Origin of the sequence: Clostridioides sp. ES-S-0001-03, from assembly GCF_020676075.1 — a bacterium.
In the GTDB taxonomy this organism is placed as follows: Bacteria; Bacillota; Clostridia; order Peptostreptococcales; family Peptostreptococcaceae; genus Clostridioides.
In genome coordinates, this window is the sequence record NZ_JACVWJ010000003.1 from 264041 (window position 1) to 277560 (window position 13520).

At 28.0% G+C, this 13520-nt stretch carries 10 protein-coding genes and 1 pseudogene; 9 read left to right on the forward strand and 2 right to left on the reverse strand.

All coding sequences use genetic code 11. From position 1 onward, the window contains the following. Positions 1 to 252 precede the first annotated feature (252 nt). From IC174_RS21090 to IC174_RS07720, 8 genes and pseudogenes are all read left to right on the forward strand, one after another. Positions 253 to 1514, forward strand: a pseudogene (locus IC174_RS21090) (uracil-xanthine permease family protein). Positions 1515 to 1621: 107 nt separating this feature from the next. Further along, positions 1622 to 2410 (forward strand): FAD binding domain-containing protein, encoded by a 789-nt coding sequence (locus IC174_RS07690; RefSeq protein ID WP_227482579.1) that lies wholly within the window; start codon positions 1622 to 1624, stop codon positions 2408 to 2410. Beyond that, a complete protein-coding gene (locus IC174_RS07695; RefSeq protein WP_227482580.1) occupies positions 2410 to 4710 on the forward strand; it encodes a xanthine dehydrogenase family protein molybdopterin-binding subunit in 2301 nt (766 codons plus the stop codon). Before IC174_RS07690 ends, IC174_RS07695 begins: the two co-directional genes overlap by 1 nt. 140 nt (positions 4711 to 4850) lie before the next feature. Beyond that, positions 4851 to 6128, forward strand: a complete 1278-nt coding sequence (locus IC174_RS07700) for a transposase (protein WP_227482581.1) — start codon at positions 4851 to 4853, stop codon at positions 6126 to 6128. Positions 6129 to 6329: 201 nt separating this feature from the next. After that, positions 6330 to 7058 (forward strand): selenium cofactor biosynthesis protein YqeC, encoded by a 729-nt coding sequence (gene yqeC / locus IC174_RS07705; RefSeq protein WP_227482582.1) that lies wholly within the window; start codon positions 6330 to 6332, stop codon positions 7056 to 7058. A 106-nt stretch (positions 7059 to 7164) separates the two neighbouring features. After that, positions 7165 to 7734, forward strand: a complete 570-nt coding sequence (mocA, locus tag IC174_RS07710) for a molybdenum cofactor cytidylyltransferase (RefSeq protein WP_227482583.1) — start codon at positions 7165 to 7167, stop codon at positions 7732 to 7734. Continuing rightward, positions 7731 to 8750, forward strand: a complete 1020-nt coding sequence (locus tag IC174_RS07715) for a molybdopterin-binding protein (RefSeq protein WP_227482584.1) — start codon at positions 7731 to 7733, stop codon at positions 8748 to 8750. Before mocA ends, IC174_RS07715 begins: the two co-directional genes overlap by 4 nt. 330 nt (positions 8751 to 9080) lie before the next feature. Beyond that, positions 9081 to 10706 (forward strand): ATP-binding cassette domain-containing protein, encoded by a 1626-nt coding sequence (locus IC174_RS07720; protein ID WP_227482585.1) that lies wholly within the window; start codon positions 9081 to 9083, stop codon positions 10704 to 10706. 307 nt (positions 10707 to 11013) lie between these two features. Here the strand turns inward: IC174_RS07720 and IC174_RS07725 are convergent, their stop codons facing one another. Then, positions 11014 to 11154, reverse strand: coding sequence for a hypothetical protein (locus IC174_RS07725; RefSeq protein ID WP_227482586.1), 141 nt, complete (start codon positions 11152 to 11154; stop codon positions 11014 to 11016). Positions 11155 to 11344: 190 nt separating this feature from the next. Next, positions 11345 to 12457 carry a tyrosine-type recombinase/integrase gene (locus tag IC174_RS07730; RefSeq protein ID WP_227482587.1) on the reverse strand — a complete coding sequence of 371 codons (1113 nt, stop codon included), beginning with the start codon at positions 12455 to 12457 and terminating at the stop codon, positions 11345 to 11347. Positions 12458 to 12804: 347 nt separating this feature from the next. On the opposite strand from IC174_RS07730, the gene IC174_RS07735 reads away from it, so the two are divergent. Next, a complete protein-coding gene (locus IC174_RS07735; RefSeq protein ID WP_227434997.1) occupies positions 12805 to 13182 on the forward strand; it encodes a BlaI/MecI/CopY family transcriptional regulator in 378 nt (125 codons plus the stop codon). Positions 13183 to 13520 lie beyond the last annotated feature (338 nt).

Genomic DNA, 13520 nt, shown 5'->3' on the forward strand with positions numbered 1-13520 from the left:
TTTAATTGTTAATAATTAAATTTGTTGTACGTGATTTTTAAGTATAAAAACTTAAATGTATTACTGAGTATAGTAAGATTTATAAAAGTCATTTAATTTAATATATTAAATTTTTAAGTATTTATATAATTCAATAAGTTTTATGTAACGGGAGTTTTTATTATGAAAGCAAAAAGTACATCAAAATTTGAATTAGACGGAATACCACCACTAAAGGAAGCAATACCTTTGGGGTTACAACACTTAATGGCAATGGTAATAGGTAGCTGTTTACCAGCGATACTAGTTGCAAATGCGGCTGGACTTAATCATAAAATGTCTACACTATTAATTCAAGCTGCTTTAATTTTTGCAGGATTATCAACTTTGTTACAATTATATCCAATACCACTATTTAAAGGTTTTAAATTGGGAGGAGGAATACCAGTTATAATGGGAGCTACAGCAATGTTTATAGGAGCTGGAGTTTCTGTTGCAGGCAAGTATGGATTACCTGTCTTATTTGGCTCTCAAATAGTCGCTGGTATAGTGATAATCATAATTGGTTTTGGTCTTAAAAAAATAAGGTTTATATTTACCCCAGTCGTATCTGGTACTATAGTTGCATGTATGGGTCTTGGACTTTTTCCAATAGCTATAAAAACTTAGCTGGAGGTATGGGTAATGAGACATTTGGACAACCAATTAATTTTATAGTTGGAATAGCTGTATCACTTATGATATTAGGATTAAATAAATATGGAAAAGGATTGTTTAAAGATGCATCAATATTAGTTAGCATAGTTTTTGGATATATTTTATCACTAATTTTGGGAATAGTAAATTTTTCTTCAATTCAAGAGTTTACTTTGGTTGCACTTCCAAAACCACTTGCTTTTGGATTGGATATAAAGCTTGAGGTTGTAGTAATGTTTTCAATAATATATTTGGTTGAAATAGCTGATATTATGGGAGCATGTACACTTTCTACAGTAGGAGGACTTAATAGACAAGTTACAGATGAAGAACTTTCTTCTGCTGTTTTAGGAAATGGAGTATTATCTACAATAGGAGCATTATTTTCTGCTACTCCAATGGGAATGTTTGGTCAGAATTCTGCAATCGTTTCTAATACAAAAATTATAAGTAAATTTGTATTAGCTATTGGAGGCATTGGATTATTTCTGGCGGGAGTATCACCTTTATTAGCTAATTTAATCAGAACAATACCTCCTTGTGTGGTTGGAGGAGCAACACTCGTAATATTTTCAACTCTTACAACATCTGGATTAAGACTTGTTAGTATGGATGGTTTTAATCAAGAAAATAGTATGATATTAGGTCTTTCTATGGCAACTGGGATAGGATTTATGGTAGTTCCTCAGGTTCTTGAAAAATCTCCAAAATTTATAGAAACACTACTTGCAGATTCAAGTGTAGTTTCAGGAGCTATGGTTGCTATAATAGTTCAAGGTTTATATATGATAAAATTTTCAAAAGGTAAGGACAATAAAAATAAAAAGGAAAATATATAGAGTAAAAAACTAATAGAATTAAATTAAGTTTACTATATATTTATAAAAATAAAGCAAAGTACTTCGTAGGTTTCAAGTTTTAATAAATATAATATAAGGGGGATAAGATGGTTACTATAAAAGAATATTCTGTTCCACAAAGCCTAGAAGAAGCATATAAAATTTTGATTTCTAAAAAAAATAATGTTATTTTAGGTGGTTGCGGATTTATAAAATTAAGCAATAAAAACATAGGAACAGCCATAGATTTAAAGGATGTAAATCTAGACTATATAAAAGAGGATGAAAAAAATATACTAATAGGAGCAGATACATCTTTGAGAAGTTTAGAAATAAACAAAACTATTAAAAATTATTGTAGTGGAATAGTCTCAGGTGCTGTTTCTAATATAGTTGGTGTTCAATTTAGACAAGGTGCAAGAATTGGAGCTAGTGTATTTTCAAAGTATGGTTTTTCTGACTTGATTACAGCACTTTTAGTTGTTGGTGCGAAGGTAAGGTTATACAATAGTGGAATATTAGAGTTAAATGAGTTTTTGGATAGTGAATTAAATAAAGATATATTAATTGAGGTAATACTTCCTAAGAAAGATGCAGTAGCTGTATTTGATTCAATAAGAAAGTGTACAGGAGATTTTGCTATATTAAATTCAGCTATGTTAAAAGAAAATGATACTTATAAAATAGCAATTGGAGCAAGGCCTCAAAGAGCTAAATTAGCACTTGAAGCAAGTCAAATATTGAGCAAAGAAAAGGATATAGATAAAGCATCTATTATTGTAGGTAAAGAATTAATTTATGGAAGTAATATGAGGGCAAGTAAAGAATATAGAATAGATATGGCAAGTGCACTGCTTAAGAGGATGTATAGTGCTATTGAGGGAGGTAATAAATAATGATTAATAAGGGGATAAGAAAGATAGATAGTACAGCAATTGTGACAGGAAAGCCACTATATACTGAAGACCTTATTATGCATAAAGATGTTTTGACTCTTAAACTTCTTAGAAGCCCACATGCACATGCCAAAATAAAGAATATAGACACGTCAAAAGCTGAAAAAATTCCAGGAGTTGTAGGAATTTATACCTATAAAGATGTACCACAAGTTAGATATTGTGTTCCAGGTCAAACAGAACCAGAAGCATCTCCTTATGATAGAGTTTTACTTGAGGATACAGTTAGATTTGTTGGAGATGAGGTAGCATTAGTAGCAGCAGAAGATGAAAAAACTGCACTTAAAGCTTTAAAAATGATAAAAGTAGAGTATGAGATTTTAAAGCCTGTATTTAATGCAAAAGAAGCAGAAGGAAATGAAGTTATTATACATCCAGAACAAGATATAGTAGAACCGTATCCTTTTGGATTAGATGCAAAAAATAATATAGTATCAAAAGAGTTTTTCGAGTTTGGTGATGTTGAGGCTAAGCTTAAAGAAAGTGAATTTGTGGTAGAAGCATCATATAAGACTCAAAGTCAATCACATTGTATGATGGAAACTCATAGGTCATATGCATATAAAGATATAAATGATAGGATTGTTGTTGTGTCATCATTACAATCACCACACAATGTAAAGAGAATACTTAGAAAAGTATTGGGGATTCCTTCTTCTAAAATAAGGGTGATAAAGCCTAGAATAGGTGGTGGATTTGGAGGAAAGAATATAGCAGCAACCGATATATTTACTGCATTTGTGACTATGAAAACTGGAAGACCAGCAAAATTTGTCTTTACAAGAAGTGAAACCTTTGTAGGTTCTAATAGTAGGCATGAAATGTTTTTTGATGTTAGAGTAGGTGCAGACAAAGAAGGAAATTTAAAGGCGATAGAATTAAAGTCACTAAATAATACAGGTGCCTATGGTGGTAATGGAGTTTCTGTTTCTTCAGAATCAGGTCATAATACATTACCAATATATAATGATATTGATGCTGTTAGATTTGATGCTAGAACAGTATATACTAATAGATTACCAGCAGGTGCACTTAGAGGTTATGGAGCTACACAAGGCATATTTGCAATAGATAGTGCTATTGATGAATTAGCCAATAAGATTGGTATAGATCCTCTTGAATTTAGAGTTAAAAACATAATAGATAGGTACACTAATGGAAAAGCAGCAGAAGAAGAAATTCTAAGCTGTGAATTAAAACAGTGTATAGAAAAAGGGAAAAAATTAATTAATTGGGATGATAAATACCCATGTAAAGATATAGGTAATAACAAGGTAAGAGCAGTAGGAATGGCAGTGGCAAATCATGGTTCTGGTATACCACGTGTAGATATGGCAACAGTGACTATACGAATGGACGAAGATGGGACATATAAGTTATTATCTGGTCTTGCTGATTTAGGTCAAGGTGCTGATACAATTCAAGCACAAATTGCTGCAGAGACTTTAAATACGACTGTAGATAGAATATCTGTTTATACAGGTGATTCAGACCTATGTCCATATGATACAGGTGCGTTTGCTTCTTGTACTACAACAGTTACAGGAAATGCAACAATAAAAACAGCAAATAAATTAAAAGAAATAATACTTTCAGTAGCAGAATCAAAACTAGAGTCTAAAAAAGAGGATTTAGAGTTAAGTAAAGATAGAGTTTTTGTTAAGAATGATGAGAGTAAATTTGTGTTATTAGAGGAATTAGGAAGAGAGTCAGTTGGAGGTATAGGGTTTTCAAGTGACGATGTACCAGTTGTTTTAGAAGCAACAGAATCATTTGGTATGTTAAAAAGAATAAAACCATTTATAGCAGGATTTGCTGAAATAGAACTAGATAAAAATACAGGAGAATATAAGGTAATAAATTTTGCATGTGTACCTGACTGTGGTACGGTTATAAATCCAACATTAGCGAGAATACAAGTAGAAGGTGGAGTAATGATGGGGATAGGGTTTGCAATGTATGAAGACCCTAAATTTGATAAAGATGGAAAGTTATTGACAGACAGTTTCTTGCAGTATAAGGTTCCTACAAAAAAAGAAGTAGGAAATATATTAGTAGATTTTGCTGATAATTTTGACCCAGGAGGGCCTTATGGAGCTAAATCTTTAGGAGAAATAGTTATACATACGCCAGCACCAGCAATTGCAAATGCAATTTTTAATGCTACTGGAGTTCGTATAAGAGAGCTTCCTATAACTTTTGAAAAAGTGTACATGGGGATGAAGAACAACAACAAATAAATTTAATAAATGATATACTATAAAAGTATAAATTTAAGTTATTTTGCAAAATAAAGTAATTTAATAGACATTATATATGGTGCTTTATAAAAATACCATATATAATGTCTAATAGAGTAGGAGTTAAAGGAGGTGAGTTTATGCCAAATAGAACAAAAAACATACATTATGGGACTCAGAGACAACAATTAAAAAATTTAACTAAGAAAGAATATCAGGCTTTGCGAGAGATGTGCTTTTTAGCAAAGAACTTGTATAATGTTGGTACATATAATGTCAGACAACACTACTTTAATCAAGGGGAGCATCTTAATTATGAAGCCAATTATCACGTATGTAAAGAAAATGAAAACTATAAACTACTCAATAGTAATGTAGCACAACAAATACTAAAAGAAGTTGATAGTTCATTTAGGTCATTTTTTGGTTTAATTAAATTAGCTAAAGAAGGCAAGTATGATTTTAGAGGAATAAAATCACCTAAGTATTTAGATAAAGAAGGATTTTTTAGTATAATAATAGGACAAATAAGAATTAAAGATGATGGAATTTTAAATGTGCCTATGTCTCCCGTATTTAAAAAAATGTATGGAAAGGTGAGTATAAAAGTTCCAAATAATATATTAGACAAAAAAGTTAAGGAAATAAGAATAATACCTAAACATAAGGCTAGGTTCTTTGAAATTCAGTATTGTTATGAAATACCGAAATCAGAGGAAGTTTCAAATAAAAAAAATGCACTGGCAATAGATTTAGGTTTAGAAAACTTATGTACTTGTACTACCAACTTAGGTGATAGTTTTATTATAGATGGAAGAAGGCTTAAGTCTGTGAACCAATGGGCAAATAAGCAAAATGATAAAATAGAGGCTTTAAAATTAAAAAAGAATATAAGTTTAATTACAAGAAAACAATTTAAAGTATGGAATAAAAGAAATAATCAGGTTAAAGACTATGTAAATAAAACTTGCTTTTACATAATTGACTACTGTGTAAAAAATAATATTGGCAATTTGATTGTAGGATATAATGCTAAGTTAGAAAAAAGTGATAATATGGAAAAGAAAATATATAGAAATTTTATAAGAATTCCTTTTGGAGAGATAAAAGGAAAACTAGAGTATCTATGTAAAATAAAAAATATTAATTTCATTAGACAAGAAGAAAGTTATACTAGTAAATCAGATTTTTTTGCCAATGATTACCTTCCTGATATTAATTTGGATGATGTACAGAAACACAAATTTAAGGGAGAAAGAATAACACGTGGTCAATATAAATCTAGTGTGGGTATGATTATAAATGCGGATGTAAATGCAAGTCTTAATATATTAAAAAAATCACAAATAGTTGATTTATCTTACTTGCAGAATAATCCTCAGATGTTAAAGCAACCACAAAGAATAAGAATATCTTAATAATAATTAAAAGATAAACTGATAGCGTATAAGCTTACAGCTTAGCGGCGAATTGGATCCGCCTTGTTGTTTACAACAGAATCTATTTACTTTTTAGTTTATAGAATTTCAAAAATCACTTTTACTAAAACAGTTAAATTATAAGTTTCAAATAAATCAAATTTAGGATATTTAAAAGAAATATTTATGAGAGGTGAAAGTGTGAAATTATCAGATATGATAGGAGCAAATGAAATAATAACTGTAGTTGGAGCAGGAGGAAAAACTTCATTTATAAAATACTTTGCGAATTTTTATAGAGATAAGCTAAAAGTTTTACTTACAACAACTACTAAAATATATTTACCTGATGAAAAAGACTATGACAATATATTTATGACAATAGATGGAACTTCTATTCCATCTATTTGTCATGGAGTAACAGTATGTGGAAGCTGTATAAATAATGAAAATAAAATAGTAGGAATCAAGTTATCTGATTTAGAAAAAATGATAGACAAATTTGATTTGGTATTGATAGAAGGTGATGGTTCAAAGAGAAAAAAACTTAAAGGTTGGAATGATGGAGAACCAGTAGTATATTGTAAAACTACAAAAACTATAGGTATATTAGATATAACTTCATTTGGAATGGATATTAATGAAGAAAATATACATAGGTTAGATGAATTTAAAAAAATAACTAATTTAAATATGCGTAATATAAATGATAATTCTACAGTAAATCTTGATAATTTAAAAAATGTAGTATTAAATCCAAAAGGATTGTTTAAAAATTATCATGGAAAAAAAATATTATTTATTAATAAAGTCGAAAATGAAATGTATGAAAGTTTAGCTATAAATTTAATTAAAATTATTAAAGAGCATGAAAATGAAATAGACATATTTTATGGAAGTATAAAACGAAATTTTTGTATAAGATATTGAAGTATTAAAATAATTTATGTGATATTATATATATAGATAATATCAATAAAGATACTATAAAATCATAACAATATCAATACATTATAAATGTTAAGGAATGATATATATGATAAATGCAGTAATAATGGCGTCAGGATTTGCCAGAAGAATGGGAGAAAATAAACTTTTACTGGAATATGATGGATGTTCCATAATAGAACATGTACTTAAAGCAGTTAGTAAAATTAATTTTCATCAAGTTGTAGTTGTAAGTCAATATAAAGAAGTTTTAGCATTGTGCAATAAATATGGCTTTAAATATGTAGATAATAAAGATGCAAATATAGGTCAGAGTGAATCCATAAAACTGGGAATTTTAAATAGCTCAGAATGTGATGGATACATGTTTTTTGTGGGAGACCAACCATTTATTGATGATTTATATATAGATAAAATTATAAATACTTTTAAATTAGATAGAGATTTTATAGTAATTCCAAGATGCAAAGATGTATGTGGAAATCCAGTTGTATTTCCATTTAGTAAAAAAGAGGAATTATTGGCACTTAAAGAAGATGAAAAAGGGAAAACTATTTTAAAAAATTCATCAAAAATAAAATATGTAGAAGTTCCCGAAAAAATGTTATTAGATATTGATACAAAAGTGGATTATGAAAGAATAGGGGGCAAATTATGAAATTAATAAAAACTATAGATGCTGTTGGACAAGTTTTATGTCATGACATTACTCAAATAATACCAGGAGAATTTAAAGGAAGAAAATTTAAAAAGGGACATGTAGTAAAAGAAGAAGACATTCCAGTTTTATTATCTCTTGGTAAAGACAACTTATATGTATGGGAAAAATCAGAGGGAATGATTCATGAAAATGAAGGAGCTTTATTTTTAAAAGAATTAACTGCTGGAGAAAATTTAGATTTCAGTGAAATAAAAGAAGGAAAGATAGATTTTATAGCAGCATGTGATGGGCTTTTAAAAATAGATGTCGATGCACTTTTTGATTTAAATTGTGTTGGCGAAATAATGATGGCAACTCTTCATAATAATTTTGTAGTAAATAAAGGGTTGAAAGTAGCTGGAACAAGAGTCATACCTTTAGTTATAGATGAGAAAAAACTAGAAGAGGCAAAAAAAGTAGTTGATAACAGAAAGATAGTCAATGTGATACCTTTTAAACCTAAAAAAGTAGGAATTGTTACCACTGGTAATGAAGTGTTTTACAGTAGAATTGTTGATAAATTTGGACCAGTAATAGAAGAAAAAGTAAAGGGGTTTGGATGTGAAGTTATAGGTCAAACTATATGTCCAGATGATAAGGATATCATAAAAAATGCAATAAAAGAATTTATAAGTCAAGGAGCAGAACTTATCTGTTGTACTGGTGGAATGAGTGTAGACCCAGATGATGTCACACCAACAGCTATAAAAGAGACTGGAGCTGATTTAGTTACATATGGGTCACCAATATTACCAGGAGCAATGTTTTTACTTGCTTACTATGGAGAAGTTCCAATTATGGGTATACCAGGGTGTGCAATGTATCATAAAACTACAGTGTTTGATATAGTTCTATCTAGGATTTTAATAGATGAAAAACTTGACAAATATGATATAGCTAAATATGGTCATGGTGGTCTTTGTATGAACTGTGATGTATGTACTTACCCTGCATGTAATTTTGCTAAAATATAAAACCATAAAAATAGAGTACTTACAAACTTAGGTACTCTTTTTAAGTATTAATTATACAGAAAATATATTTTTACTAATAGCTAAAACAGTTTAAAGATTCAAATAAAGTATTTAGAGTGTGTAAAAGAATTAATAAAGTTGCAATTTGATTTTTTTATAAGTATAATATAATAGATTGTTAATTTTTATGAAACTTACAATCTTTAATACAATTTTAATAAATATTTCACGAATTTGGTATAAAAAATATGCTGTTTACGTGAGAATAAAAATGTTATCAAAATTTTATGATAAAATAAATTATGAACAAAAAGAAAGGAAAATACATTAATGTTACAAGTTACAGGTGTTGGACTTAGATTTGGTGATAAGGAACTATTTAAAGATGTTAACTTAAAATTCACTAAAGGAAATTGCTATGGAATAATAGGAGCTAATGGTGCGGGAAAATCTACTTTTTTAAAAATATTATCAGGAGAAATAGAACCAAATACAGGGAATGTGTCTATAACTGATAAAGAAAGAATGTCAGTTTTAAAACAGGACCACTTCGAATATGAGGAAGAAACTGTTTTAAATGTTGTTATAAGAGGTCATGAAAGACTTTGGAGTATAATGCATGAAAAAGATGCTTTATATATGAAAGAAGATTTCAGCGAAGAAGATGGAATAAAAGCTGCTGAACTTGAAGGTGAGTTTGCAGAACTTGATGGATGGGATGCAGAAACTAACGCTGAAAAAATACTTATGGGTCTTGGTATAACTAAGGATATGCATTACAAACAAATGAAAGAATTAGTTGGTGGAGAGAAGGTTAAAGTGTTATTAGCACAATCACTTTTTGGAAAACCTGAAATACTATTAATGGATGAGCCTACAAACCACTTGGATTTTAAATCAATAAATTGGTTAAATAATTTTATAATGGATTTAGAAGAGTCTATAGTTATAATAGTATCACATGATAGACATTTCTTAAATCAAATATGTACTAATATAGTTGATGTTGACTTTGGTAAAATACAGATGTATGTTGGAAACTACGACTTCTGGTATGAATCAAGTCAATTAGCATTACAACTTGCTAAAGACCAAAACAAAAAGACTGAGGAAAAGATAGCTCAATTAAAGGAATTCATAGCTAGATTTAGTTCTAATGCTTCAAAAGCTAAACAAGCTACATCTAGAAAGAAACAATTAGACAAATTAGAAATTGAAGATATACAACCATCAAGAAGAAGATATCCATATGTAGGATTTACACCTTCTAGGGAAATTGGTAATGAAGTTTTAGAAGTACACAATTTAACTAAAACTATAGATGGAGTTAAAGTACTTGATAATGTTTCATTTAGATTGGATAGAGATGACAAAGTAGTATTTATGGGTGATGAAATAGCTACTACTGCACTTTTAAATATAGTTATGGGAGAACTTGAACCAGATAGTGGAGAATATAAATGGGGAGTAACTACTTCTCAAGATTATCTTCCAAAAAACCATAATAAGTTTTTTGATGGAGTAGAGTATTCTCTAGTTGACTGGCTTAGACAGTTTTCTGAAGAAAAAAGTGAGAGTTTTATAAGAGGATTTTTAGGTAGAATGTTATTCTCTGGAGAAGAAGCTTTAAAAGAAGCTCAAGTTATATCTGGAGGAGAAAAAGTCAGATGTATGCTTAGTAAGCTAATGCTTTCAAATGCAAATGTACTTGTGTTAGATGACCCTACTAACCACTTAGACTTAGAAAGTATAACTTCTGTTAACAAAGGACTTGAAAAATTCCCTGGGGTGCTTTTATTTACTTCTCATGACCATGAGTTTATATCTACTATAGCAAATAGAATTATAGAGATAACTCCAAATGGAATAATGGATAGAAAGATGGATTTTGATGAGTATTTAGAAAGTAAAGAGATACAAGACCAATTAGCTAAAATGTATGGGAAAGATAAATAATTGTTAGTTTAAATATTATTTTTACTAATTATAATTATTAGAATAAAAACCTTTTAATGTTTGAGAATACGCTATAGAAGTATGTAGGTATTTAATCAAATATTAGGAGGTTTTTTATTTAGTATATATATTGTAGTAAATAGGGTTGTAGAGATAACTCAAATAGAACTACGGATAGAAAGATGTATGGATTTTTATTATAAAAAGTACATGTCTCCAAATCAAAATTGATTGTTTACATTGGGTCAAATTACAATAATGTTTGGAGACATAATAAGAAAAAGTTATATAATATAATTTCATAAGTCTATAGACATTCTCTTTTATGATAATGTATTTTTTGTAAGGTTATAGGTGTTACTTTTTCATCATAAAAATCTTCTGCTTTACTAGTAACAATACCACCTAAGCTACAAATGATTTTAACTGTTGTGTTACGTGCTTCCATAAAAATTTCATCAACATCTTGAGAAAATAAATTAAGTTTATAACGCTAAAACTATTTTGTAATAAATATATTTTAACTCTTCTATTATAAAATTAAATTTGAATATTAATTTAACTTTAATTTTATTAGTAGTAAAAATTAATTTTATAGATGATAAAGGCTAGAGTAGTTATAATTAAAAAATGTAATATTAGTTGGCATTAAATAAGTTCTCAGAAATTTTGTCAGATGCTTCTTTATCCATTTCTTTTAGAACATGGGAATAAACATTTAAGGTTGTATTTATATTTGAATGACCAACTCTTTCTGAGATAACTTTTATAGGTACCTTAGAATTTATAAGTAAAGTAACATGTGAATGTCTTAAATCATGAAATCTAATGTGTGGCAAGTCATTCTTTTCTAAAAATCTTTTGAATTTTTTACTCATAACATCTTCAGCAATAGGTTCACATTTTTTATTGAAAAATAACAAGTCATGACTATTTCTAATAGAAGACTTTAATAAGTTTTTATTTTGTTTTATCTTATATTCCTTTAGTAAAAAGATTAATTCCTTTGGAGCAGATATTTTTCTAATAGAGCTTTCAGTCTTTGGTTCTTTAAGAATTACAGAGCCATTAATTCGAGCTGTTATCTTATTTACAGTTATTGTATTCTCTTCAAAATCAATATTATCCCAAGTCAAACCTAAAACTTCTGAAATTCTAAGACCTAAACCAACTGCTAAATTAATAGGTAATTCCATATATGTATTTTTTGACAATTTCAACAATTTTATCATTTGTTCTTTGTCATAAATTTCATTTTTAAATTTTTTATATCTTGGAGCTTCTATATTATCCATAATATTTTCTTTTACTAATTTGAGTCTATATGCTCTTTTTATTGCAAGTTTCAATATATTTATATGAATCTTAATTGATTGAGGATTCAATTTATGAGATAGTTTATCAATGTAGTTCTGTATATGAATTGGATGTAAATCCTGTATTTTATATTTACCAATAGAGGGATTAATATAATTCTTACAAATACTAACATAATTGTTGTATGTAGCTAATGATATATTTTCACTGTACTTTTTTAAAAAATCTAATAGAAATTCTGAGACAGTGATTTCGTTTGGAATTAAAAAGCCATCTTTATACAGACTTTCCTTTACTTCATTTAACCTTTTGCTCGCATCTCTTTTTTTATCAAAAATACCCATGTTCTTTTGTTTTCTTTTTCCAGTATCTTCATCTGTAAATTCAAGATAAACTACATAATTCTTGTTTCGTTTTCTAATAAATGCATTCATATATAACCCACCAATCAAAATTTTATACATTTATTATAACATATGGATAAACTCAAAAATAGTTTTTGAAATAAATTTATGGCTATTTCAAATATTGATATTTATTGATTATAAAATGAGTATATTATCTTAAATATTAGAATTTTAATTTAATAATCTGTTATACTTATATATATAAATAAAATTTATTATTTACTTTTGGGTTTTTTATGTTTGATTGGTACTGAAAATATAAGTTTTTTATATTAATAAATTTGAATTGTATATTTTGAATAAAACCTTTGACTGGGAAAGTTTATTAATATAGTATTTAATTATGTATAAGTTTGAGAGGAGTGTAAAATCATATGACTATTACTAAAATACCACCAGCGGAATTAAAGGTCATGAAATTTATTTGGGGATCAGATTTTACAGTAACATCAAAAGATGTCATTGAAGCTATGGAAAAACTATATGATTGGAAGCAAACTACAACACTAACACTTTTATCAAGATTAGTAAATAAGAAGTTCTTGGATGCTAAAAAGATAGATAGACATACACATTATACAGTTATTATTGGAGAAGCTGAATATTTACATTTTGAAACAAAAACTTTTCTAGATAATATGCATGGAAGTTCTATTGAAAGCTTTATGAAAGCATTGTTCAAAAAGGGGGTAAATGAGGAGGAATTAAATTCTGTTGAAAAATGGGTAAAAGACATTAAGAAAGATGAATAGTTTGTTTGAGATCAATAGCAAGAATAACTTTAAACATATATTTTTTGTAGTAATTGTATGTTTAAATGTATGAACATTTAAGCATTTAATAGTATATAAAAACTAAGGCTTATTAGTTATTTTTAAGATGAATTTAATTATCATAAAATAAATAGTTTTTACAATAATTAGTAAAATGAATTAAAAGTGAAGTAAACTGTAAAATACATAGATTTATTTATTAAGTATCCCTAGTTTTCTAATGCATTTTAATACTATAAGTCTAATATAAAATCAAATTTATTGATATTTAATTTTATATTAGACTTATAGTTAATCGGAGCTTAGCTAAATATCGA